Annotated in this window: 22 protein-coding genes; 11 read left to right on the top strand and 11 right to left on the bottom strand. The window is 50.7% G+C overall.

What is annotated here, in order from left to right:
- Positions 1–4 precede the first annotated feature (4 nt).
- On the bottom strand, positions 5–841 hold the full coding sequence (locus PsAD37_RS22995; RefSeq protein ID WP_063298072.1) for a MoxR family ATPase: 837 nt from the start codon (positions 839–841) through the stop codon (positions 5–7).
- A 325-nt stretch (positions 842–1,166) separates the two neighbouring features.
- Between PsAD37_RS22995 and PsAD37_RS22990 the strand changes: the two genes are divergently transcribed.
- Genes PsAD37_RS22990 through PsAD37_RS22980 form a run of 3 tightly spaced genes read left to right on the top strand, consistent with a single transcriptional unit; the run spans position 1,167 to position 6,340 of the window.
- On the top strand, positions 1,167–2,855 hold the full coding sequence (locus PsAD37_RS22990) for a flagellar hook-basal body complex protein (RefSeq protein WP_063298071.1): 1,689 nt from the start codon (positions 1,167–1,169) through the stop codon (positions 2,853–2,855).
- A 53-nt stretch (positions 2,856–2,908) separates the two neighbouring features.
- Positions 2,909–4,753, top strand: coding sequence for a flagellar hook-associated protein FlgK (gene flgK, locus PsAD37_RS22985; protein WP_084408066.1), 1,845 nt, complete (start codon positions 2,909–2,911; stop codon positions 4,751–4,753).
- A 27-nt stretch (positions 4,754–4,780) separates the two neighbouring features.
- Positions 4,781–6,340 carry a hypothetical protein gene (locus PsAD37_RS22980; RefSeq protein ID WP_208992035.1) on the top strand — a complete coding sequence of 520 codons (1,560 nt, stop codon included), beginning with the start codon at positions 4,781–4,783 and terminating at the stop codon, positions 6,338–6,340.
- 34 nt (positions 6,341–6,374) lie between these two features.
- Here PsAD37_RS22980 and PsAD37_RS22975 read toward each other — a convergent pair whose 3' ends face one another.
- Both PsAD37_RS22975 and PsAD37_RS22970 read right to left on the bottom strand, forming a co-directional pair.
- Complete coding sequence (locus PsAD37_RS22975) at positions 6,375–6,761, bottom strand: flagellar biosynthesis regulator FlaF (protein ID WP_084408064.1); 387 nt, start codon at positions 6,759–6,761, stop codon at positions 6,375–6,377.
- Positions 6,682–7,137 (bottom strand): flagellar biosynthesis repressor FlbT, encoded by a 456-nt coding sequence (locus tag PsAD37_RS22970; RefSeq protein WP_063289608.1) that lies wholly within the window; start codon positions 7,135–7,137, stop codon positions 6,682–6,684. The genes PsAD37_RS22975 and PsAD37_RS22970 overlap by 80 nt, the downstream gene beginning before the upstream one ends.
- Before the next feature lie 447 nt (positions 7,138–7,584).
- Here PsAD37_RS22970 and PsAD37_RS22965 point away from each other — a divergent pair, with 447 nt between their 5' ends.
- The gene (locus tag PsAD37_RS22965; RefSeq protein ID WP_063298068.1) at positions 7,585–9,183 is read left to right on the top strand and encodes a flagellin; all 1,599 of its coding nucleotides are present in this window, start codon (positions 7,585–7,587) and stop codon (positions 9,181–9,183) included.
- A gap of 232 nt (positions 9,184–9,415) precedes the next feature.
- On the opposite strand, the gene PsAD37_RS22960 is transcribed toward PsAD37_RS22965, so the two are convergent.
- From PsAD37_RS22960 to PsAD37_RS22945, 4 genes are all read right to left on the bottom strand, one after another.
- Complete coding sequence (locus PsAD37_RS22960) at positions 9,416–9,880, bottom strand: hypothetical protein (RefSeq protein WP_063298067.1); 465 nt, start codon at positions 9,878–9,880, stop codon at positions 9,416–9,418.
- Positions 9,881–10,072: 192 nt separating this feature from the next.
- Positions 10,073–10,573, bottom strand: coding sequence for a hypothetical protein (locus tag PsAD37_RS22955; protein ID WP_063298066.1), 501 nt, complete (start codon positions 10,571–10,573; stop codon positions 10,073–10,075).
- A complete protein-coding gene (locus PsAD37_RS22950) occupies positions 10,570–10,899 on the bottom strand; it encodes a rod-binding protein (protein WP_063298065.1) in 330 nt (109 codons plus the stop codon). The genes PsAD37_RS22955 and PsAD37_RS22950 overlap by 4 nt, the downstream gene beginning before the upstream one ends.
- Positions 10,899–12,017: a flagellar basal body P-ring protein FlgI gene (locus tag PsAD37_RS22945; RefSeq protein ID WP_063298064.1), complete on the bottom strand. Its 1,119-nt coding sequence runs from the start codon at positions 12,015–12,017 to the stop codon at positions 10,899–10,901. The genes PsAD37_RS22950 and PsAD37_RS22945 overlap by 1 nt, the downstream gene beginning before the upstream one ends.
- A gap of 249 nt (positions 12,018–12,266) precedes the next feature.
- Here PsAD37_RS22945 and PsAD37_RS22940 point away from each other — a divergent pair, with 249 nt between their 5' ends.
- The gene (locus tag PsAD37_RS22940) at positions 12,267–12,704 is read left to right on the top strand and encodes a flagellar assembly protein FliX (protein ID WP_057462625.1); all 438 of its coding nucleotides are present in this window, start codon (positions 12,267–12,269) and stop codon (positions 12,702–12,704) included.
- A 158-nt stretch (positions 12,705–12,862) separates the two neighbouring features.
- On the top strand, positions 12,863–13,279 hold the full coding sequence (gene dksA / locus PsAD37_RS22935; protein WP_057462624.1) for an RNA polymerase-binding protein DksA: 417 nt from the start codon (positions 12,863–12,865) through the stop codon (positions 13,277–13,279).
- A 359-nt stretch (positions 13,280–13,638) separates the two neighbouring features.
- Here dksA and flgH read toward each other — a convergent pair whose 3' ends face one another.
- From flgH to flgF, 4 genes are read right to left on the bottom strand one after another with little or no spacing between them, the layout of a single operon-like run.
- Entirely contained in the window at positions 13,639–14,400 is a 762-nt protein-coding gene (flgH, locus tag PsAD37_RS22930) for a flagellar basal body L-ring protein FlgH (protein WP_063298063.1), read from the bottom strand.
- Positions 14,400–15,368, bottom strand: a complete 969-nt coding sequence (gene flgA, locus PsAD37_RS22925; protein ID WP_057462622.1) for a flagellar basal body P-ring formation chaperone FlgA — start codon at positions 15,366–15,368, stop codon at positions 14,400–14,402. Before flgA ends, flgH begins: the two co-directional genes overlap by 1 nt.
- Before the next feature lie 12 nt (positions 15,369–15,380).
- Entirely contained in the window at positions 15,381–16,163 is a 783-nt protein-coding gene (gene flgG / locus PsAD37_RS22920; protein WP_057462621.1) for a flagellar basal-body rod protein FlgG, read from the bottom strand.
- A gap of 11 nt (positions 16,164–16,174) precedes the next feature.
- Positions 16,175–16,915 carry a flagellar basal-body rod protein FlgF gene (flgF, locus tag PsAD37_RS22915; RefSeq protein WP_063292781.1) on the bottom strand — a complete coding sequence of 247 codons (741 nt, stop codon included), beginning with the start codon at positions 16,913–16,915 and terminating at the stop codon, positions 16,175–16,177.
- 278 nt (positions 16,916–17,193) lie between these two features.
- Here flgF and PsAD37_RS22910 point away from each other — a divergent pair, with 278 nt between their 5' ends.
- The 5 genes from PsAD37_RS22910 (at position 17,194) to PsAD37_RS22890 (ending at position 24,298) form a co-directional block, all read left to right on the top strand.
- Positions 17,194–17,691 carry a flagellar basal body-associated FliL family protein gene (locus tag PsAD37_RS22910; RefSeq protein WP_063298062.1) on the top strand — a complete coding sequence of 166 codons (498 nt, stop codon included), beginning with the start codon at positions 17,194–17,196 and terminating at the stop codon, positions 17,689–17,691.
- Between the two features lie 11 nt (positions 17,692–17,702).
- Complete coding sequence (fliM, locus tag PsAD37_RS22905; RefSeq protein WP_063298061.1) at positions 17,703–18,926, top strand: flagellar motor switch protein FliM; 1,224 nt, start codon at positions 17,703–17,705, stop codon at positions 18,924–18,926.
- Complete coding sequence (locus PsAD37_RS22900) at positions 18,927–19,493, top strand: DUF6468 domain-containing protein (RefSeq protein WP_063298060.1); 567 nt, start codon at positions 18,927–18,929, stop codon at positions 19,491–19,493. It abuts the gene before it with no gap.
- Positions 19,490–20,188: a MotE family protein gene (locus PsAD37_RS22895; RefSeq protein WP_063298059.1), complete on the top strand. Its 699-nt coding sequence runs from the start codon at positions 19,490–19,492 to the stop codon at positions 20,186–20,188. Before PsAD37_RS22900 ends, PsAD37_RS22895 begins: the two co-directional genes overlap by 4 nt.
- A gap of 105 nt (positions 20,189–20,293) precedes the next feature.
- On the top strand, positions 20,294–24,298 hold the full coding sequence (locus tag PsAD37_RS22890; protein WP_208992034.1) for a hypothetical protein: 4,005 nt from the start codon (positions 20,294–20,296) through the stop codon (positions 24,296–24,298).
- Positions 24,299–24,509: the final 211 nt, after the last annotated feature.

The following is a 24,509-nucleotide window of genomic DNA, read 5'->3' as shown; positions in this document are numbered from 1 at the left end:
GGCATCAACGGCGGTTCATAAAGGCGAGGCGCTCGAACAAATGAACGTCCTGCTCGTTCTTGAGAAGTGCACCGTGCAATGGCGGGATGATTTTCCGGTTTTCGGTTTCGCGGAGTGTTTCCGGATCAATGTCTTCGTTCAGAAGCAGCTTAATCCAATCCAGAAGCTCTGAAGTTGATGGTTTTTTCTTCAGGCCCGGCAAATCTCTGAGGTTATAGAACGCGTTGAGTGCTTCTTTAAGCAGTCGATCTTTGATTTCACCGAAATGCACATTGACGATCTCAGTCATTGTTTCTGCGTCTGGGAACTTGATGAAGTGGAAGAAGCAACGGCGCAAAAATGCGTCTGGAAGATCTTTCTCATTGTTTGAGGTGATGATCACGATTGGACGCTGTTTTGCTTTGATCGTTTCACCAGTCTCATAAACAAAGAACTCCATACGATCCAGTTCCTGAAGCAGATCGTTCGGGAACTCGATGTCGGCCTTATCAATCTCATCAATCAGAAGAACCGGGCGTTCATTCATTTCAAAAGCAGTCCAAAGTTTGCCTTTGCGAATGTAATTGCGAATGTCTTTTACGCGCTCATCGCCAAGCTGGCTGTCGCGGAGACGGGAAACCGCGTCATATTCGTAAAGGCCTTGCTGAGCCTTTGTGGTCGATTTGACGTTCCACTCAAGGAAGGGGACGCCTAGGCTCTGGGCGATTTCCTGAGCTAGGACAGTTTTGCCGGTTCCAGGCTCGCCTTTTACAAGCAGGGGACGCTCAAGGGTAATAGCTGCGTTGACTGCGATCCGGAGATCTTCTGTGGCAACGTATTGGGAGGTCCCTTGAAATTTCATCGCTAAATCCTGCATGAGTATCGTGATTTGGCGAAAACAGTAATCTCTCGTTAGACAATGGGCAATCCCTGCAGGGTTGCGCCATTGGGCTTATCTAGTGGTTTCGATCTTTGCTCGGTTTCTTTTAGCTCTCTGGGAATTATGTGCCGGGTAGGGCGAGCTATTTGCCGGGTTTAGGCGGTAATTCTTATGTTTAACAATAGGTTAAAATTGTAAATTATTGAAATGACTGAATAAATTGCATTTTTTAGTTTGGCACGTAAGTTGCGTTCAGTGTTCAAAGATCTGCGCAAGCATGAGCGAATTTGAATTCTAGGTGGGCTCGATGAGTATTTATGGTGCTATCAACGCTGCAACGACCGGTTTGGACGCACAGTCCAAGGCGTTGGAGAACATTTCCGGTAACGTGGCGAACTCTTCGACCACTGGCTATAAACGCCTTGATACAAGCTTCTCCGATCTTGTCTCCAGTACAGGTAGTCGACAGGCTGAACAGGTTTCCGGTACTGTTCTCGCGACCTCTAGGGCGACGAATTACCTGTCTGGTGACATCACTTCTGCTGATCGTAACACCTATATGGCGATCAATGGGCCAGGGTATTTTTTGGTTACGAACCGAGATGGTTTAACACAACAACCACCTGAGAATTATTATACTCGTGCTGGTGACTTTACTCTGGATACAGATCGTAACCTAGTAAATTCTGCCGGTTACTTCCTGCAGGGCTATCCGATTAATCCTGCAACCGGTGCAGTCGGTGACCGGGCTGTGCCGATTGAGGTTTCAGATGCATCCATGCCAGCGCAACCCTCGACACAGATTGAATATGAGGCGAACCTGCCTTCGACGCCAGCTACAGGAAACTATCAGAACGATATTGCAAACTCTCAGTACGTTGATTTAAGCATATTTGCCAATTCTCATACTCTGCCAATGCCAGCATTAGTAACTGGAGGAACATCTTCGGCAGCGCTGACTGCAGAGAGCAAACTCGTTGACGCGACACAGTTTGAGGACACCAATAAACTGACGTTCAATCTGAATGGTTCTGCACAGGAAGAGTTTACAATCGATGCAGAAACCACGGTTCAGGATTTACTCGATAAATTGAATGGGATGCATGGGGTTACCGCTGAGCTGCTGGGGAGTGGAGCAATCAGTATTTCAGCCCTACAAGATTTGAAGATTGACCAGGTTGGTGCACCTACTGGTGTGACTGTTATGGATTTGGACTTGGAAGCGAAACCTTTGTCAACGACACCGGGTGCTACGGTCAATCGTGATGTGGTGACTGGAGATAAGTCTGATGAATTTGTTAAGTCATCAATTACTGGGGGGCAAGAAACTCTTTATGATAAAAATGGCACCCCTGTAAACGTAGAGTTGCGCTGGGCACTGAATGCTGAGAATGACTGGACGCTCTATTATAATACGAATACCAAGGCTACGGGAGATGATGTGGCCTGGAAATCTGTTGCGAATATGAGCTTTGATGCGGCTGGGCGGTTGACTTCGCCTGTTACCGGGACTGTTGATATTCCTGATCTTGAAGTTAACGGTGTTGGTCTGGGTGACATATCCTTTAATTTTAGTCAGGACACGCTCACGCAGTTTGAAGACAGGGTTGGCGGTATATCGGATGATGCAACCTCTCAAGATGGACATCCCGTCGGCAAGTTTCTTGATGTTGCCATCGATAACGAAGGCAATGTCATAGCCCGGTATTCTAACGATAAAACCCAGAAGCTTTATAAGGTTCCGGTTGCTACTTTCTCCGCAGAACATGAATTACAACGTATTGATGGTGCTGCATTTTCTGCGACTTCAACCTCTGGTGAGCCGAATTTTCAGGGTGGTGGAAGCATTCGCGCAAAGGCGCTTGAAAGTTCAAATGCTGATATTGCAAAGGAGTTTTCGAAGTTGATTATCACTCAGCAGGCGTATTCGGCAAACTCGAAAGTCTTGTCGACAGCAAACCAGATGCTGGATTCTGTCCTTAATATCGTTCGATAAACTGTTGTTGGGGTAGGTGGCAGCCTACCTCGTTGCCTTAGGGAGTACAGGGTATGGGTCTCGGAGCAGCTCTGAATGCGGCGATGTCGGGATTGTCGCTTACGAAGGCGCAGCTTGCGGTAGCAGCGAGAAATGTCGCCAATGCGGATGTTGATGGTTATACGCTCAAGACGATTGTAGGCACTGAAGTTCACAATACCTCGACGTCGTCTTCCTCTGTTCTGACCAATCAAATCCAACGGCAAGTCAACACCCAGCTCCAGTCTGCTTATTGGGAAAGTCTGAGTGATACGGCTTATGCAACTCAATATAATGAATACATTACGCAGCTTGATCAGATGTTTGGGAAGGTTGGGGACCCAAGCTCTATTCCGAGTTTGATGAACAATTTCACAAATGCGCTGACGTCTTTAGCTACAGATCCCAGTTCTCAAAGTGCACAGGAAGTGGCTGTAAATGCTGCTGAAGAGCTTTCCAGAAGCATTAATAGCTCCGCAGAGAAAACGCAGGAAATGCGCCGTGATGCAGATGCTGGGATTGCTGATGAAGTAACGCAAGTGAATTCCATCCTCAAAGAAATTGAGAACCTGGAAGACAGTATTGTTGTTGAGCGTTCTGCTGGCCGGGAAACGGCTCATTTGCAGGACCAGATGGACCGTCAGCTGGAAGCTTTGACCGAGAAGATGGATGTTGAAATCAAGCAGGACAACGATGGCTTGCTAAGGATATCAACTAAATCTGGAACCACGTTATACAATGATCGTGCGTCGGAGTTGCAGTTTACCCCGCAACCTACACTCGGTGTTGGTGTTGAAGGTAATCCGATTGAAGTGAAATCGTGGTCTGGTGCTGTGGTAGGGCTTTCATCATTTGACCTGAAGAGTGGTAGTATGGGTGCGCTCGTGGAATTGCGAGATAATACCCTTCCAGAGACGCAGGCGCGCCTGGATGAGCTTGCAAGTCAGATGGCACTGTCTTTGTCTCAGCAAACGTCTGAAGGTGTTGCGGCTGATGATGGTGGAGCGCCACCTGCGGCAACGGGCTTCAGTGTTGATACGTCCAAACTGCAATCTTCTGGCGATACAATTGAGCTTGAGTTTGATGTTAACGGAGAAAGCCGTAAGGTTACATTTGTTGCAGTGACCGACCCAAGTTTGCTGCCGCTTTCTTCGGATGTAACTGCTGACTCCAATGATATCGTGCATGGTATTGTAATTCCAGCGACTTCGACCTCGCTAGAAAGTCAGATTTCCAGTGCACTGGGTTCTGGGTTTGATGTTTCCGTTGATGCTGCTGGTGAGTTGAAAGTTCTGTCTCCGATCAGTCTGGGTACTATTGAGATTACCGGTCTTACAGCGAAAAATACGCGGACTGTTACCGCTGCTGATGGTGCCGAGATCCCGCTCTTTGTAGACACTAAGGGGGACGGTGGGCCTTATACTGGGGCGCTGGAAGATGGTGGCCAGAAGACCGGCTTTGCGCAACGGATGACTGTCAACAAAGCTATTGTTGATGATCCAAGCCTTCTAGCAGGTGAGCCAGACAAGCAGAGCTCCGAGCGTGCAAACCTCCTGAAAAGCCGCCTGACTGAGACCGAATATACGTATGCGCCAAGCTCGGGGATCGGAGCAAAGAATGCACCATATGTCGGGACGATTTCTGATTTTGGCATTGAGACTGTGGTCAAGCAAAGTCAGATTGCCAGCGCGGCGACATCAGCTGCGAGCAACTCAAAGGCTGTTACTAGTATTGCTAAGAATGCCTATGAAAACAGCTATAAGGTTGATGTAGACGAGGAGCTGGTGAAGCTGACTGAATTACAGAATGCTTATGCTGCGAACGCTCGTGTCTTATCGGCTATCGACGAAATGTATGATACACTTTTTAGAATCGCATGATGCTGCTTTAGGAATTGAGTTATTCAAATGAATACAATCGGTTATTCTAAATCTCATAGCTATATGCTTGATCTCCTCATGCAGCAGAAGACGCAGCTGGAGAACAAGTCTATTCAGCTGACTTCCGGGCTGAAGTCTCAAACCTATGGTGGCATCAGTTCAGATTCTCGCATGGCATTGGAGTTGCGCCGCGAGATCTCAAATATTGAGGTTTATGAGGACTCTAACGCGATTGCCAGCATTCAGCTTGACCTTATGGGCAAGTCTCTTGAGCATATGGAGAAAATGCGCTCTGAGAGTGTGAGTGCGATTGATGAGAACAACTATACGCTGACCACAGATGGCCAGACGACCAGTCAGCAAGCGACTGAGATTATGCTGCATGAGACGATCTCGCAGCTGAACTCTGAAGTAAACGGGTATTATCTGTTCGGTGGTAAGGATGCGACTGAGCCGCCCGTTGCCTCGCTTGATGCCATAATGGATGGGCAAGGTGGAAAGCTTGGGCTCAAGGAGCTCATGAAGCGTTATGAGAATGCTCATGTTGGTGCCTCTGAAAATGGTCGCATCGAATCCAGTGTGACAAATCTGCTTGGTGTTCCTACTCTGACACTTCAACAGGACAATGTTGAGGGATTTGGCTTTGAGATCACTTCCGTTTCTGCGTCCTCTGCTGATGTTGCAACAGCGGTTACTCCTGAAGACCTGACTGATCCGCTTAATCCTGAAGGCAAAAAGGGGACCTTCGCGTTCAATGACACTCCGAGTGTTGGTGATACGATTGAGGTTGAGTTGGAACTTCCTGACGGGAGCAAATCAGTTGTTAAGCTCACAGCAACCGGTGATCCTGATGCAGGGGAGGGAACCTTCCTGATTGGTACGGGTGCTAATCCTGCTCTGGAGAGCGCTCAGAATGCTCAGGCGGCTTTTGATAAGGCAATAGGCGATATTGCAAAAACTGAGCTTCGTGCGGTTGCTGATGTGCAGGCTGGTGAAGAGTTTTTTGGTAATCACGGGCGGACTGATCCAGCGCCGAAGGTACCAAAAGCGGACGGCTCTGGTTATGAGACTGCACCCGACCTTCTGGTCGACTGGTATACCGGTACTGAGAACTCTGATGATCCGCGTTCAGACAAGGTTGTTCAGATTGATGACAATGTGCGCGTGGAGTATGGCGCGCGCGCGAATGAGTCAGCGTTTTCCGAGCAGTTGCAAAACCTTGCTGTGTTTGTGGCGGCAGACTTTACAGCAGAAACTCCAGATGATGCTGAGAGTGAGGCGGTCGCAAAATCCTACTATGCTTCGTTGGCAGATAAGAGCGATGACGCACTCTCTTTCGCGGGAGACCGGAATTCTGGCATCCAAAGCGTTGCCTCAGAGATGTCGGTGGTAAACACCACTGTGAAACGTACTGCTGAGAGGCAAAAGCAAGCTTCTCTGACCTATCATAATACGTTGACCGGGCTCGAGAACGTTGACAAGACTGAAGTTGGAACTGAGATAGCCGTGCTAAAGACAGATTTAGACGCCTCGTTTCAGGCAACGTCTATACTGTTAAATCTAACAATTACTGACTTCTTGAGATAACAAAAAGCCTCCGTAGTACGGAGGCTTTTTGTTATTATACGTTTGCCTTTTGGCCTCTTAATCCAGATGCCAGAGACTTGTTGATGTTGATCATCGTCTCAAGCGCCTCAGGCTCCGCACCACCCATCATTTCCATGGTTCTGTTGAACGTAAACAGGGCCAGATTTGCGATGTTATTTTGGAGCTCCAGAGGCAGCTCGCTATACTCTGCAGTGGCCTCAGTTACAAAAATTGTCCAGAGCGTGCGATTGAATATGAGCGTTTCATTCCGTTCTTCTCGTGAAACTGTATCCCACTCACGTTGCAGCACAGAAAGGCGTGCCGCCGCTTTCATCAGAGCTTCAGCTTCCAGAGCCCTCGGATCCGCTGAGGCCGAGGTGTTTGCGGACTGCTGATATGCCTGAGTTGCTTGTTGATACATGACTTATCAAAGTCCTTTCATATTCAATCAATTTCTTGGCGAGCTTCAGGGCGCGATAGAGCTCTTCTCGCAAAATTGCAGTGCTAATCTCGCTGATAAGGTCGCGTGTGCTTGGTGCGGCCTGCAGGATCTTTCCAATCACATCGAAATACTCTTTCTGAGTAACCGTGATATCCTGCTTTAAATACATGACCTGCACTGCAAGATAGACCTGCTGTGCCATGGTGCTGGCGTCTTCCGGCAGAAGGATATCCTTCTCTCGGAGAATAGGTGCATCTCCCTGAATGAAAAATCGTGCACGTTGCTTATCGTTAGTGATAAGTGTCTCACCAACAATCAACTTTTCTCCGGGTTTTAGTTCAACCTTCAGTGCCATGCAGCCTCCTTCAAAGCACTCTTAACTATGATGGCAACCAAAAGGTTAATCTAGTTAAATCTTACGAGTTATTCAGCGATTTATTTCTAATTTTGCTTAAGTTTAGAGCTCTTCTGAATTGAATATGTAGAGTCGTCAATTCATGCAGCGCAACTTAAGCTATTGGGTGGGCTGTGAAAGTAAAAATAGGCGGAAATATGCACAGACAATATTACGAGGCTGTCTAGCTACCGTTGTTGAGTAAGTTTTTGACTTAATTATATAAAATTAAATTTATTTGCGAACTGATGAGTGTGGTTGCTGCAATCCCTGATTTATTAAGTGCTTGTTAACACGTTCCCCCTTTACTCGCAGGACGGGTAGTTGTACCCAATTAAAACTCAGTAATTATTTGCTGCGTTTGTGACCCAGAAAGGGTCATTCATTATCCTAGAAGGGACATATAAAATGGCTGATATTACACTCACTGCTGCGGTGCGCTCGAACCTGAGCACCCTCCAGAGTACGGCTAACCTGATTAGCGATACCCAAGAGCGTCTTTCTACTGGTAAGAAAGTTAACTCTGCTCTTGATAACCCGAATTCTTTCTTTACCGCTTCTTCTCTGAACTCCCGCGCATCTGACCTGAGCAACCTTCAGGACGATATCGGGCAATCTGTTTCTACACTGGAAGCTGCTGATAAAGGCATTTCAGCGATTGATAAGCTGCTGGATGCCGCAAAAGGTAAAGCAAACCAGGCGCTGCAATCTAAAGATGATGATACTCGCGCAAAATATGCTGCTGAGTTCAACGAGCTGCGTACTCAGATCGAAGACATAGCCAAGGACTCTGGCTATAAGGGTAAGAACCTTCTTGGTGGTGACGGTAACGATTTGCTCGTAAAGTTTAACGAAGATGGCTCTTCAAAGTTGAACATTTCTGCTGTTGATTACACCGACTTGGATTCTGAGAACTCCTCTATTAAACTAGGTGGAATTGACGAAACTATTGGTGAAGTCAAAGAGTTAGACGGAAAGCAGGCATTCAAGCTCGGTATTACTGCAGATGATATCTTGAGTGCTGCACCAGGTACAGCGACAGGGTCAACAGCTGTAGTTCAGATAGCTGGTCCAGCTCCTGCTACTGCGGGTACTTTTGCAAAAGATACCTTAGAATTAGCTGAGGGTGGTTCCTTTACTATTGGTGGTGACGAAGTCATCGAGATAACAGACATCACAAAATTGTCTGATATCACTTCGGCGTTGCAGGACAAAATTCGAGAAACCGCTGGTAACCAGGACGCTGAAGTTACGCTAGAAGCTGATGGTTCAATTAAAATTGATAAAGCTGCCGCTAATGTAGAGCTTAAATATGTTAAAAGTGCTGCTGCCCTTGAGACTGGGTTAGTTGACGTCGATATCCTAGGCACTGGCGCTAACACAGATACTAATGCCGTAAAGCTGACAGATCTTGAAGGGTTTGCAAAGGGCGATAAAATCTCCTTGCAGAAAGAAGGGGCTACATCCGGAACAATCCTCGATATCGATGAGAATACTACAGTACAAAACCTGATTGATGCGTTTGATGGTGTCGATGGCTTGTCTGCATCATTTGATGCTGGATCTAACTCGCTTGTTGTTGACAATACTACCGTTGGTGATGGTGGTAGCTTCTTTAAAGTGGGCTATGAGGGCGATGGTAACGGTGGTGATCTCGGTGTTTCCTCAAAGCAGCAGATCGAGGCCGATGAGGTTGCGCGTGAAGGCCGAGGTTGGGGGTCGGATGAGTTGATCGAAGCGTCTCTTGATCAGGTTCGTGAAGCTCAGCTGGGCCTACGTGCGCAGGCTTCTACCTTTGGTACGAATCTTTCTGTCGTGACTAACCGACAGGACTTTACAGCTGATTTTATCAATACTCTGGAAGTTGGTGCTGGTAAGTTGACGCTGGCTGATTCCAACCTGGAAGGTGCGAACCTTGCGGCTCTGAACACTCAGAACCAGATTGCTACTTCTACTCTGTCTCTGGCAACTCAGGCTGGTCAGTCTGTGCTGCAGCTTATCCGATAAGCTTTGTTTCAGATTTAGAATTTGGAGAACGCGCTCTTTGGGGCGCGTTTTTCGTTGTCTTTTTGGCTGTGCCATTGGTTGCGTTGGTATGTGCGTTGCTTTGCGTTTTTGTGGTGATGGGCACGTTGTTATGTGGTGGCCATTGGGCAGACAAAAAAAGAGCCATGCTGCGGGGGCGGCATAGCTCAAGGGGGATAAGTCTGGTTTGCAGGGAGGATAAAGCCTGTGTGGCTTAGGCCTGCTTTGCTTGCGTTGGCTCGACCTGCTTGGCTTCGTAGATGGCAGGATCGATGTCCTTAGCTTCACCGCCCAGGCTGCGCTTTTCTTGCGCCTGAAGAACTTCATCCAGGAATGCGCGAATGCGGCGAGCTGTTTTGGATGGCAGCTCATAAATGACATCGCCTTCTGGCTCTTGCGTCATTGAATAGATGAGCTCATCTGACTCTTCATCATAATTGTAACCGCGTTCAATGCGACTCTGGTCTTCCTTAGGTTTGCTAGGGATGACGCCGAGACGGGAGTCTGAGAGGTATGATTTCTCGGAGGCGGTTGAGTTATCCTCCGACTCAGAGGATGCGGTCACTGCCTGGGCGCCGGAAAGTTCGGTTTTGACCTGTTCGGTCTCTGACTTTACCGGAGCTGCCTGTGTTGTCAGCGCTTGATGTAAGAGTGTCGGTCGTTGTGTGACTATTTCCATAATGTCCCCCACGTGTTCAATCTCTGACAACTTTATGGGGAATGTTCTTAAATAAGATTAATCTTAATGCTTGAAATTTACTAAATATTTAGAGAAATGCGACTGAAAACCGCCAAATACCCTTATTTCTCAGGGAGGCTCTGGGCGGTCTTCAGGCTATTTCGTTAATATGCACGCTTAATATGGTGCCGTTTACAGGGTTTGGTTAACGGCAATGCCCTGAGCGGATCTTTGGGGCGAACTCATCATACCGTTTGCGCCGTAACCCCTTGTCTTCATTTGAGAACCAACCGCTTTGGCAACGGTCTCAATGACGTTGTCTGTCACTGAACGTGCCGTAGAGACCACTTGCAGGTTGGTTTGAAGAATTGGCCGCAGATTACCGTGGCGTTCGCGCATACGTTGAATGGACAGCGGAGCGAGATTGCCTAGTGCGATGGCATTTGCGCTGGCGACGCGGATGCCGGAGAGATATGACTCGATCGCGGCATGTTTTTTGGGGGCAACGGTTGGAAGCTCAGAAATTTGCCCTTCGCGCAGCAGTTCCGTTTCCGCCTCGATGATATCTACGAGGTTGTCCATTGCCGTTTCAAAATTTTCGCAGAAGACCTCAGCTTGCATTCGTGTCTGGATGGGTTCTTCTTCAAACGATACTGTACTTGAAACAGTTTCAGCGTCGTACTGGTTGGTCATACTGCGTTCTCTTGAAGTTGTAGTAATTGCGAATGAACTGAAGCTGCAATACCAATGCCGCCAGATTGAGACATTGTGTTGGCGTACTCATTGATCAACATGGATTTCCACGCTTCTGAGCCTTCGCCGTTCCCGTAGGTTCCGCCTTCATCCAGGCCAGTAAACATGTTTTGCAACATTTCATTGAGGAATACGGTTTCAAATTCCTTGGCCTTTTCCATCAGCGGGTCTTTTGCAGCTGATGGTTTGCCTGACTGGTTGGCTCCTGCGATCAGGTCTGTTGAGCTTGTCAGGGCAGGTGAGGGCAGTTGTGCTTGTTGGAGCATTAGAGGACCTCAATTTCTGCCTGAAGGGCGCCAGCGGCTTTGATGGCCTGCAGGATGGAGATCAGGTCTCTTGGGCCGATTCCCAGAGCGTTCAATCCATCGACTAGCTGCTGAAGTGTGATTGTTTCATTGACGAGTGCGAGCTGGCTGTTGTCTTCGGTCACCTGCACGTCTGTACGGGGCACTGCTGCTGTTTGGCCCTGAGCGAATGGCAGCGGCTGAACCACTTCGGGTGATTCTGCAATGGTGACTGTGAGGTTGCCTTGTGCGACTGCGACGGTAGAGACTTTCACCTGCTGACCCATGACGATGATGCCGGAGCTTTCGTCAATCACGATCTTGGCTGGTAAATCAGGCTCTACAATCAGCTGCTCGATATCAGTGATCAGATCGACGATGTTGCCATCGAACTGTTTTGGTAGTGTGAGGCGAACGGTGGATGGATCCAGAGGCTCTGCAGTCGGTAGGCCAATCAGCTCGTTGATTGCAACTGCGATGCGCCGGGATGTGGTCAGGTCCGGGTTGCGCAGGGCCAGGCGAATGGTGCTGAGTGAAGAGAGTTTGAACTCAACTTCTCGCTCCACAAGAGCGCCGTTTGGAATGCGGCCAGATGTTGGAACGCCGCGCACAACGGAAGCGGCGTCGCCTTGTGCTGCAAAGCCAGCGATTGCCACTGGACCTTGCGCAATGGCGTAGGCTTCTCCGTCTGCACCCATCAATGGTGTTACCAGCAGTGTTCCGCCCTGAAGATTTTTTGCGTCACCCAATGCGCTTACGGTGACGTCGATGCGGGTGCCTTGTGTGGAGAATGCTGGCAGGTTGGCGGTTACCATTACGGCGGCGGTGTTCTTTGTGTTCAGGTCCGCTTCGTTGGTGTTGACGCCTAGGCGCTCCAACATGGCCTGCAAAGATTGTCGGGTGAATGGTGAGGCATTGAGAGAGTCGCCTGTGCCCTGAAGGCCGACGACGAGACCGTAGCCAATGAGCTGGTTGTCTCGGATGCCTTCAAAGTCAGTGATGTCCTTGATCCGTGAGGCTGCGTTCCCATGAAGGGTCGCGCCCATAAGGACGATCAGTGCCGCTGCGGCGATTCTACGTAAATTTGCGAAAGAGCGCATTGGTACCCGGCTGTTCAATTCACACTTGCAGGAAATATGCGAATTTTGTGCCAGTTCGTGTGCTGCGTTTGCTAATTTTTAACTTGCTGAATTTACTGGGTATTTTTAGTAGAGGGTGGATAAAAGTTAAAGCACTGCAAATTTTAATGCGGCAATTGTTGCCTGCTTGGTAAAGTTTTACGTGATCAGCTCGGCAAATGCGTTCGGGTTTAAGCTTTTGTCCAGTTCCATAGCTCTGAGGGTAAGGTCTTGCTTGTACGCAGCACTCCAGTTTCTGGTTTGAACTCCACGAGTAAAGTGGGCACGAAACGTCGCAAAGGTTCTGAAGGCGAGCAGGCGGGCGCGTTTGCTGTTGAGGAAGAGACCACCAGCGTTGCGCAGTCGCAGGCTGGCGTTCCTACACCGTCGCTGCAGGGGGTGGATTCTTTGCTGGCTCTCCAGCAGATGGAAGTGCAGGTCGATGACAAGCAGCGCGCTGTCCAGCACGGAAATAAACTTCTGGATCAACTAGATGCGCTGCGGATCGATTTGCTGCAAGGCAAAGTGCAGCCAGAGCGCCTTGAACGGCTTGTTGGTAACCTGTCCATGCAGGTCAAAAGCGGTAACCCCGGCCTCGACCGAGTGGTCGAAGATATTGAATTGCGTGCAAGAATCGAGCTCGCAAAGCTGGGTCACTACGTAGAATAGCCTATCCATTTACGATAGTATCAAAGGTTTCCAACCGTATAAGTTGCTGAATACACTGAATAATTGTGTTCTTAGACAATTTCATCTTTTTAGTAGATTGTTGTTTCAGGTTCCTCTCGCTATATTCCAGCCGCCCATATAAATAGGCGGAGTTTCAGATGGCAGTTGATGTCGCAATTGATTATCGTCCGACACAGGATGAACCATTCATGAACGACCAACAGCGCGAGTACTTTCGTAGAAAGCTTCTTGCGTGGAAGGAAGATATTCTGAAAGAGAGCAAGGAGACCCTTGCTGCGCTTCAAGAAGAAAGCACTAATCATCCAGATCTGGCTGACCGTGCTTCTTCTGAAACCGATCGGTCGATTGAATTACGTGCGCGTGACCGGCAGAGAAAGTTGATTTCCAAAATTGACGCTGCTCTTGCTCGCATCGAAGACAAGTCCTACGGCTACTGTGAAGAGACTGGCGAGCCAATCTCTGTTCGTCGTTTGGATGCACGACCTATCGCAACGCTTTCTATTGAAGCCCAAGAGGCTCATGAGCGGCGCGAGAAAATCTATCGGGATGACTGATCCTCAGGGAGACAGGATATCGCCTTTCAAGCTGTGGTCCTAAGTTTTTAGGCTCTAGTACTTGAAGTATGACTTTACGAGGGAAGCACGGCTTAGCTGTGCTTCCCTTGTTTTGTTTTGGCCGGACGTCGGTGGGCGATGTTCTGGTGCACAAAAGAAAACGAGCCCGGCATGCTGGGGAGCATGTTGCCGAGCTCGCTTTATGTGCCGCTCAAGCTGGGGAGCTTATTAAGCGGTTTTGGGTTCTTTGATTTCTTTTTGAGCACGCCGCGTTCATTTACAGTCACGCATTGCGCTCTAACATCTTTGTTGGAGCGAATTCTTGCCGTTTGATTGAAACCAATCAAACGGAACACGCTCTAAAACGGAAGCACGATGTCCAGCACCTGACTGCCGTATTTAGGTTGTTGGGCAACGGAGATCTGGCCGCGGCCGCCGTAGCCGATGCGTGCCTCTGCGATCTTGGTGCTCTCAACTGTGTTGTCGGATGCAATGTCCTGCGGACGAACAACGCCTGCTACGATCAACTCGCGAACTTCGTGGTTCACACGCACTTCCTGACGGCCCTCGATGACGAGGTTGGAGTTGGGCAGTACCTGTGTCACGACAGCTGCAACGGTGGTCTTCAGGCTTTCTGTGCGGTCAATAGAGCCGGTGCCCTGAAAGTTGTCGGAGCTGTTGATTGATGCCAGAGCGTCAGCTGAAGCGCTGGCAGGAAGTGCCAGTGTGTTGATCGCGCCGCCGAGAGCGCCACCAGTTCCGGAATTCTTAGCATCACTGCGTGAGCTCTTCGAGGTGTTCTCAAACGCTGCTTTGTCGGAAATGGTGACGTTTACCGTTACGATGTCGCCAACACGTTTTGCGCGCTGGTCCTGAAAGAAAGCTCTGTTGCCGGTGCGCCAAAGAGAGTTCGCGTTGTAGCGCTCTACTTCCTTAATTGGCATTGGCATTTGTACCGGGCGATAGCCTGGCTGCGTGCGTGGGTCCTGAATCGCGGTCAGAACAGGTTCTTGGCCAACCTTGGAAAGTTTGTCGGCTGTCTCGCAGCCGACGAGTGCAAACAGGCCAATCGTGAGCGCAGCATATTGCTTGATTTTGGTTGCTGAAGATATTCTCGGCATCAGCGGTTCTCCAATACGGCTGCGACCTGCGTTTTTGCGGTGGTCACGATGGCGATGTCTCTGCCGATGACTTCAGCAAGGATCGTTTTCTTTGAAATTGGGTTCACAATCTCAATCAGGTCATTTTTGCCGCCTTCAGACTTGGCTTTGCCCTGAGTTGTGATGTTCATGCCGGGGATCTTGTAGATCACAGTCACTTTAGCGCCGCGCTTGACGAGGATCGGTGCGCTTACATCCCTTGGAGTGATGGTTGAGCCAGAGCGCATGTTACGGCGCACTTCCATTCCAACAAGATCAGCAGCTGCAAGAAACTCACGTCCGGCATAGCGAGAGGCTGGCTTGCGCTCCTCGCGAATGTCCTTGGCTGTGATGACCCTGCCGCGTTCCAGATTGCGAGCCAGTGTAGTGATGGACACCATCTGAGAGGCGTTGCCAATGACGGAGATTGGTTTGCTTTGGCCTTCCTGCACCACATTGAGGATGGCTTTGAAGCGTGCGGTGCGCGGTGACCAGTTGATGTGCCCGATGGTTAGCGGAGAAATGGAGTTGGCGTCTGCCTGCATGTTCACCGGAAGTGGTGAGTGGTAGGAGATTTCAATCTCGTCCGGTTGCACGCTTGCGCGCTCCGCAAAAGCATTGCGCAGGATGTCTGAGATGAGTGTTTCATCTACCGGGATGGAAAGGCGGTGCACACTCACAGTGGTCAGGCCGTTGGTGTCGGCCTGAATAAAGCCAGCGGCCTGTGCCTGCTGTGCGATGATCAGTGCAGAAACGTTGCCAGTGGTGCCAAGGTCCGGGCTGCGAAAGATTGGTGTTTGGGCCAGCTCTCCCGCTTCGGTGTAGAAGTCACCAATGGTGACAACTGGTCCGGTTACATTGACCGTTGGGCGCAGGGTTGAGGCCGCAAATGCGCTGCTGGCTGTCAGGGCCAGTAGTCCTGCAATGAGTGTGGTTGCCAACTTTCTCATCAACTCAACTCCTTAGCGAAGATTCGTTGTGGTGGAGTACATCTCATCGGCTGCTTTGATGATCTTGGAGTTCATCTCGTAAGCACGCTGAGCTGAAATCAGATTGGAAAGCTCGGTCACAGCATCGACGTTAGATGATTCAAGATGGCGCTGAAGGATGTTGCCAAAGCCTGCGTTGCCCGGGTTGTCGGTCTGTGGCGGGCCGCTTGCCGGTGTTTCCAGGAAGAGGTTGTCGCCGATTGCCTCAAGGCCAGCTTTGTTTGTGAAGCGGGCGATTTCGAGCTGTCCAAGGTTCAGGACCTGATCGTTGTCGTCCATGGCCTGCACGAGGCCTTGTACGTTGATTGTCAGATCGCGGGCGTTGTCCGGAATTGTGATTCCAGGCTGAACTGTATAGCCGTCTTTGGTGACGAGCTGGCCTGTCTGGGAGCGTGCGAAGGAGCCGTCACGGGTGAAGCCGGTTGTGCCGTCCGGACGCTGGATCTGGAAGAAGCCTTCGCCGCGAATTGTTATGTCGTACTCGTTGCCCGTTTGGGTCACGGAGCCCGGTGACATGATGCGCGTGGTTGCTGCTGTGCGTACACCGGAGCCAATTTGCACGCCGTTTGGAACGATTGTGCCTGCGTCTGAGGTTTCGGTGCCCATGCGGCGCTGGTTTTCGTAGAGCAGATCCTGAAAGTCTGCGCGCTGGCGCTTGTAGCCAGTGGTGCGCATGTTGGCCACGTTGTTCGAAATAACTTCGACGTTCAGTTCCTGAGCTTTCATGCCGGTTGCGGCGATGTGAAGGGCTTTCATTGGGCTGTTCCTTAAGCTTCAACCGATCCAAGTTCGCGGATGGAGCGCTGACGAAGTTCGTTGCGCTGCGACATCATCTTGGACACGCTTTTGTATTGACGGGTGATTTCAATCATGCGGGAGATTTCCTGAATGCCTTCCACGTTGGAGCCTTCAAGGGCGCCCTGGACGACAGTCGGGTTATTTGCTGGGATTGGGTTCAAGCCGGAAAACAGGTTTGTGCCAACGTGCAAAAGCTCTTGGCGGTTGTCGAAGGTGTAAACATCCAATCGGCCAAGTTGAGCCTGTGGGGTGGAGATCACGCCTTCTTTGGTGATGGTGATTTCACCATCTTCTGGATTGATTTGGATTGGAGCACCGTCAGCGAGAACTGGCAGGCCTGCATCTGTTACGAGCGTGCCCTCAGGATCAATGGCAAGGCTGCCTGAGCGAGTGTAAAGCTGCTCACCGCCTGCGCCAGTTACAGCCAGATAGCCGTCACCTTCGATTGCGACGTCCAGCGGATTACCTGTTAGTTGGATCGAGCCCTGTGTCAGAACTGTTGCTGTCCCTACATCCTGCGTAAAGGACAAAGGGCGGTCCGGGCGCTGAAATTCAGTCGCCTGTGCGGTTGGCATCAAGAACTCTTCAAAGATAAGCCTTTGAGCCTTGTAGCCAGTCGTATTGATGTTAGCCAGATTGTTGGCCACCACATCCAAGTTCCGACGAAGGGCACTTTGGCGTGATAAGCCGATCAGCTGTGCGTTTTCCATTTTATGCTCCCCAGCATTGCAACAGGTCTCCCCAGACCCGCAGCGCCAAGGTTCTTGCAGGAGTTGTGCCAGTTTGAAACTTTGGCTGAATTCTGCTGTTTTGATGGAGGGAAGCGCAAATTATCTGTTAAGTATTTGATAAAATATGCCTACTTTAATTTCCTAGTGGGCAAAAATTGCTTAGTAATGACGTATTAACCATTCGGTAATCAGTGTTAACCAACTAGGTTGCATTATTAGTTACTAAACTTTTAATTGCGATTCACCGGGACGCAAAAATGGCAGATGCGGAACTGCAAAATACTGAGGATGACGGTAAGTCCGGCAAACGCAAGATCGTTATAGGAGCGATTGCTGGCGTCTTGCTGTTAACCCTTGGTGTGAGCGGTGCATATGTAATGGACTGGATCAATCTGGGCAACACAGCCACTGTCAAGCGGGCGGATGGCACTGTTGAACAGATCCAAACCAAGCCTGTCGTTTTTTACGATCTGCCAGAAATGACGGTGAACCTCTCTACCCAAGGCCGCACGACCTACCTGAAAGTCCGCATCGCTCTTGAAGTTGAGAGCGACAGCATGGTTTCTCAGGTGGAGCCTTATCTTCCGCGCATTCTTGATGCTTTCCAGATTTATCTGCGTGAGTTGCGCCCTGCAGATCTGGAAGGATCTGCTGGACTGTTCCGCTTGAAGGAACAACTTCTGCGCCGCATCAACTCTGCAATCTATCCAGCCAAGGTTGAAGGGGTTCTCTTTAAAGAGATCCTGATCCAGTAAGGGAGCGGCATATGTCAGATACCGATACTCTCACTGAAAATCAGGATGATGCATGGGACACCGCTCTTTCTGAAGCTGAGGGCGGTGACAGTGATGAGGATCTTGCAGCGGCGTGGGGCGCTGCGCTTCAAGAGCAAGGCGTAGAAGGCGGTGAAGAGGCCGCAGCTCAATGGGCTGCGATGATCGACGACAGCGAACCGGATGTAGAGAGTGCGTCTCGTGGTGCTGACCGTATTCTGAATCAGGAAGAGATCGACAACCTTCTGGGCTTTACGCTGGATGGGTCTCTGGCTGGTGATGAAGGCGGTATTCGTGCGCTGATCAATTCGGCAATGGTGTCTTATGAGCGCCTGCCGATGCTGGAGATCGTGTTTGACCGTCTCGTACGTCTCACAACAACTTCTCTGCGTAATTTTACATCGGACAATGTTGAAGTCTCTTTGGACTCCATGACCAATGTGCGTTTTGGTGATTATCTGAACTCAATTCCACTTCCAGCGATCCTTGGTGTTTTCAAGGCCAAGGAATGGGATGGGTTTGGACTTGTCACCGTTGAGAGCTCTCTGATCTATTCCATCATTGATGTGTTGCTTGGTGGTGGCCGTGGATCTTCACCTACACGCGTTGAAGGGCGGCCATATACCACGATTGAGAGCAATCTGGTGCGCCGGATGATCGAGATTATTCTGCTGGATGCGGAGCAGGCTTTTGGTCCTCTGTCTCCGGTGAGTTTTCCGCTTGAGCGTTTGGAAACGAACCCGCGCTTTGCCGCGATTTCCCGTCCTGCGAATGCTGCCATCATGGTTGAGCTGCGTATCGACATGGAAGATCGCGGCGGTAAAGTTGAGATTGTGCTGCCTTACGCGACCCTTGAACCAATCCGTGACCTGCTTCTGCAGATGTTCATGGGTGAGAAGTTCGGGCGTGATCCTATTTGGGAAGAGCACCTTGCCACCGAGGTTTATTCCTCAGAAGTACAGGTTGATGCTGTCCTTTATGAAAACACCATCCCGCTCCAGCGGGTGTTGAATCTGGAAGTTGGTCAAACCTTGCTGTTTGATACCGGCCCTCGTGATCCTGTTCAGGTGAAGTGCGGGGGCGTGGCTTTGACAGAAGGCCTGATGGGCCATGTTGATGACCGAATTTCCATCGAAATTTCAAAGAAGCTGAAGCAACCGAAAATGACGCTCGCCGCTTTTGAAAAGTCCCTGCAAAGCGAACTGGAGACAAACTAAATGTCCCTAGGTCTTATTATTGAATGCATCGTTGCGGTTCTTCTTGTGATTACCATTGGGTATTGCTGGACGCTCAACCATCGCCTAAGTCGTCTCCGATCTGACGAAGAGTCCTTGCGTGCAACCATTTCTGAGCTGATTACAGCGACCGAAATTGCAGAGCGTGCGATCATGGGTCTCAAGTCCACTTGCGGAAATGCGGACCGTACTCTTGGTGTACGTCTGGGCGAAGCTGAGGCGGTTTCCCGCAAACTGACTAATCAGTTGGGAGCCGGCGAAGATGTGCTGGACCGCATTGGCGGTGTTGCAGATCGTGCGCTTGCTGATCGTGACACCCGTGTGGCCGCACCAGCAGCTCCAATGTCCCGCACTTATGAAACCGCAGCGGAGGGACTTGCTGCCGGGATCATTGCGGAACAGGAAACGATGCATCCGGCTGAAACACGTAGCGCTCCAGCCCCTAAAGCTGCGACTCGCTCTGTGACCCGTGACATTCGTGAAGCTGCAAATGAATCAGCTGCGCGTCTTGAGCGTTTCCGCAGACAAGCGCAGGACCGCGTAGCATGAAACTAAGGCTCCTTCCGATTGTCGTTTTTGCTGGTAGTGCCCTTTTGGTTTTGAAACTTCTTGGTTTCTTTCTAGGTGACACTTATCCGATTGGTGCTGTTCGTGTTGCCGATGCGCAGCAGTCGGAAGTGGCGAAGGCTGAGGAAGAGGCACCTGCTACTCCAAACGTTCTTCCCAATCCATCCGGCGTACGGAAGATCCAGGTCGCTCAGAATACAAGTGGTGTGAAGGAAAGTGGTGTTCCAACGAACTCCGTTTCTGAACTTGCCGTTCTCAATAGTCTTGGCAATCGCCGCGATGTGCTGAACCAGCGTGAAAGTGATTTGGAGCTTCGCGAGCAGGTTCTTGCAGCTGCTGAGGCGCGTTTTAATAAGCGCTTTCAGGAGCTTAAGGCACTTGAAGCGAAGATCGATTCTGAAGTTGAGCGCAAGGAAAAGCAGGCTACGGAAGAGATCCTGGATCTGGTGAAGATCTATGAAAGCATGAAGGCTAAAAACGCCGCTCGGATCTTCAACCGTCTGGATCTGGACATCATGCTGAAGGTTGTGAAGGAGATGCAGCCACGGAAGATGGCGGATGTGCTTTCTGAGATGGATCCGGAAATGGCGGAGCAGCTGACAATTGCACTGGCAGCAGGCGAGAGCCGCAATGTGAAGACGACTTCCACAATTCTTCCAAAGATTCAGGGGAATTAACTGAGCAAATTGGCGGTTTTTCGCTCTTGGCTCAGGAGTCTGTAAGCTTGCGTTAATAGCCAATTGTTACAGATACCTAATTAATTTTAGGAGTAAGAATCAGGCATGGGCGATTTTGGGGGCGACCTTAAAGATAAGCAGAAGCGTTCCTTTCTGCGCGCCACTTTACCTTTTGTGCCGCGCCGTGCATTGCATGGAGCACGCATTGTGAGGGTAAAGGGTAAGGCTTGGCTTGTCTCCTTTATGCTCGCCACAACTGCTTTAGGGGGCAGTGTTTTAAGTGCCTGGGCTGAGCCAGCCTCTGCTGTTCTTGAAGTTGAAGACACCGGCAACTTTGCTCGCATGGTGATCACGTTCCCAGATCACTCGTTGTTGCCGCCCTATGAGGCTTCCATTTCCACTAGTGTCCTGCGCATTTCCTTTCCGGAAGGCATTGCAGCGGATGTTGATGATGTGCCGGAAGCATTGATGGACTACATCTCCATTGCTCGTGCTGATCCTGATGGTGCTGCGCTGCGTTTTGCATTGCGGCAGCCGGTTAACATCAACAGTATGGAAGCTGGAGAGAAGCTCTTTATTGACCTGCTTCCCGCCAATTATGAAGGCCGTCCCCCGTCTTTACCACAGGATGTGGTCGATGAGCTTGCCCGACGGGCTGCGGAAGCTCTTGAACGTATTCGTGTGCTGGAAGAAGCGAACGCGCTTGAAGATCAGGAGATCAAGGTCAAGCTGCGGATTGGGACGCATCCAACATTTACGCGCCTGATCTTCGATTGGAATGTGAAGGTTGGCAGTGCGTTTGAGCGCAACGGAAACAATATTCGCGTTAAGTTTGATCAGGCAGCTGATCTGGATTTGTCTCAGTTCAAAGCAAGTCTACCGCGTACTGTGTTGGATGTTGGCTCCCAAACCCGCGACAATGATCTGATCTTCAACATGATTGTTGATCCTAGTGTTGATGTGCGATCTTTTCAGGAGGGGAAGCAGCTTATTGTTGATGTCACACCTGAAGACATCGGCCAGTTGGATCCACGGGTTTCCGAAGTTCGCGATGAGCTTTTTGGCAATGGGGATGTGCCACGAGGTGCTTCGAATGTCATAAACACGCTTGGTAATAAAGATGCAGCACCCGCTGCAACTGCGCCTGCCGTGTCTGCTGCTGTTGATCAGGCTCCGGTTGCTGCTCCGGGCAGTCTGTTTCCAACGCCTCAACCTGTACAGACTGCTCAAACCAGCGTGAATGATGGTCTTGATTTTCCGCCGATGCCGTTGCCAGTTGAAAAGCCGGAACTGGAACGCATAGGTGAGCCGGTTGACCGGTTGGCTCCAGCAGACATTCCTCAATCAAAGCCTTCAAAAGAGGATCTGCGGGCTGAGGTTAACAAAGAGCCAGACCCTGTTGAAGCTGTTGTCGTTAATGCGCAACCTGTTCGCCGTGTGAAACCGGAACCTGCGCCTAAAGCCAGTGTGGCACCTGCTGCTGAAATCATTCCGGAAGGCGATCTCATTGCGGAGGTTGTGAATGCAGGCGGGCAGACCTCAATACCAGTGACACTAGCTTCTGAGCAGGAAGGAAGCGCGGCCGCTGTTCCGGCTACTGCAACTGTTGTTGCTGACGCTGACGATGAGTTGCCGATTGCGCGTCGTGCTTCTGCTGAATCAATCATTCAGGAAGAAAATGATGTAGCAGCGCGTGTTGTTGGCGTTGAAACGTACCGCATTGGTGATACCGTTCGTCTGGTGTTTCCGTTTGAGAATGAAGTTGGCGCTGCTGTCTTCCGCCGCGATGAAAAAGTCTGGGCGGTGTTTGATAGCGAAGAAAATCTGGACGGTCGCGGTATTCCTGCTGTTTTGAGCGATCTTGCACGCAAGGTGGAACTTGATGAAGTTGATGGCGCGCAGGTGCTGCGGTTTGACCTGAAGCGGACCACGTTGATTTCCATCGAGTATCAGGATGACGCCTGGGCGATCACTTTGGGGCCGTCGATCTCGACAAAGACTGAACAAGTTGATGTTGAGCGGAACGTGCAGGGTGATGGCTCGAATGTTCTGCGCCTGCCATTTGGTGCGAGTGGACGATTGCATGTGCTGACTGACAAGAGTGTCGGTGACCGGATTTATGTGGTCAGTGGTCCAGCGCCTGTTCGTGGCATTTTGAAATCGCACCGGTTCCCTCAGGTTCAGATCCTGCGTAGTTCTCAGGGACTTGCCGTTGTTCCAAGTGCTGATGGCATTGATGTTGAGTTGTCGGGCGAAGATCTCGTGATCTCCAGACCTGACGGATTGAAGATTTCGAACCGTGGTCTTTCCAAAGGCACCACGATTGGTGTTCATGTTAAAGACCCGACACAGCCGGGCCTGATTGAATTTGCACAGCTAGACCAGCAAAAGCCTGAGGATTACATGCAGGGCCTTCGGGCGCATGAAGATGCGATTGCGAAGGCTGATCCGGAGCAGTTGAGTGGTCCGCGGCTGGACATGGCACGTTTTTTCCTCTCCAGCGGGTTTGCGCAGGAGGCCATTGGCACCTTGCGCATCATGGAAGAGGATGATCCTCTCATTGAGAAAGACGCCACCTTCAACGTGATGATGGGTGCCGCGCAGATGTTGGCGTCGCGACCGGGTGAGGCACTCGAGTATCTTGCGGCTCCTGAACTTGCCAGCAGTCCTGATGCAGCGGTGTGGCGGACCTTTGCGCATTCCTCACTGGGGGACTGGCAGGGTGCTCATGCAAATCTTGGGCGCGGGCTGGCTGTTATGGCCAACTATCCGGTCATGTTGCAGGTGTACTTTAATCTTGCAGCTGCCAAGACGCATCTTGCGCTTGGGAACTATGGGCGAGCATTGGGGGCTTTGTCACAGATTGAGCCTTCTGATGTGAATGAAGAGCAGGCCATTCAGTATGACTTGCTGCGCGGACGGATTGCGGATGCGTCTGGTCGTTCGCAGGAAGCACTGGATGTGTATGACCTTGTGGTGCGCTCCAGTGATGGGCCAGAGGCTGCAGAAGCCAAGTTCCTAAGTGTGAAGCTGCGGTACCGGGATGGTTTGATTGATGCGGATGAAGCTCTCTCCGAACTGGAGGGGCTTGCTGCGTCGTGGCGTGGAGATGAAACTGAGCTGAAGACTTTGCGGTTGATGGCTCAGTTGCATGCGCAGGAAGGCAACTACCGCCGGGCCTTTGAGGCGATGTCTCAGGCTGTGCAATCTGATGCAGGGGCAGAGATTACCTCGAACATTCAGCAGGAAATGGGGTCTGTTTTTGCGACGCTGTTCCTTGAAGGCAGAGCGCAAGCTCTGGAGCCTGTGAAAGCGCTTGCGCTGTTTTATGATTTCCGTGAGCTGGTGCCTGCTGGCCGTCAAGGTGATGAGATGGCGCGGATGCTGGCCAGTCGTCTGATTGATATGGACTTGCTGGATCAGGCTGCCTCTGTTTTGCGGCACCAGATCGATAAGCGATTGAAGGGTGCTGCACGCGCTCAGATCGCAGCAGATCTGGCTGTTGTTTATCTGCTGAACCGGAAGCCGGAAGAAGCGCTGCGGGTGCTTTCGCAAACGCGTCAGGGGCAGTTACCGGCTGCTTTGCAGCGCCAGCGGAATATTGTTGAGGCGCGTGCCTTGAGTGAGAGCGGGCGTCCTGATCTTGCTCTGGAGCTGGTGCGTAACATGTCTGGCTCTGACGTGGATCGTTTGCGGGCTGATACGCTTTGGTCGGCGCGATCCTGGCGGAAGGCTGGTGAGCAGCTGGAACAGATGAACGGCAGTCGCTGGTCTGATGAAGTGCCACTTGCTGACCATGAGCGTGTTGATGTCATCCGCGCGGCGATTGCCTATACGCTGGCTGAAGATAGCTTAGGTCTTGAGCGGCTGCGGCAGAAATACTCGCAGAAAATGAGCGAGTCTCCGCAGGCTGAAACATTTGAGATTGTGACGCGGCCTATTGATGACCGCGGCGTCGAGTTCCTGAATGTTGCCAAGTCGATTGGTGTCGGGGATAGTCTGGTGTCCTTCCTTGAGGAGTACAGACGTCAATATCTCTCAGCAACACCGATTATTCCGACTGAGGAAGCTTTCCTCTATCCCGAAGATACCAAAGAGGGATCTGCATAAGCAGCCTCGTCGTGAAGCAGTTTTAACACCGCATGATCTTTCATGCGGTGTTTTTGTTTGATGTCTGGCTGAATGGGGAAGAGGCTAGAGCTTGTCGCGTTTAATCGGTCATGTATCCAGCTGTTTTGAAGAAGTTGTTGCACTCTTGCTTTGTGAAGAGGTCGCAGACTTGGCCTACGGCCTGCCACAGTGCTTGATAACTTCTTGCTGC

This window comes from Pseudovibrio sp. Ad37, from assembly GCF_001623075.1.
Taxonomy (GTDB): domain Bacteria; phylum Pseudomonadota; class Alphaproteobacteria; order Rhizobiales; family Stappiaceae; genus Pseudovibrio.
This window is presented reverse-complemented; position numbering and strand designations above follow the sequence as displayed.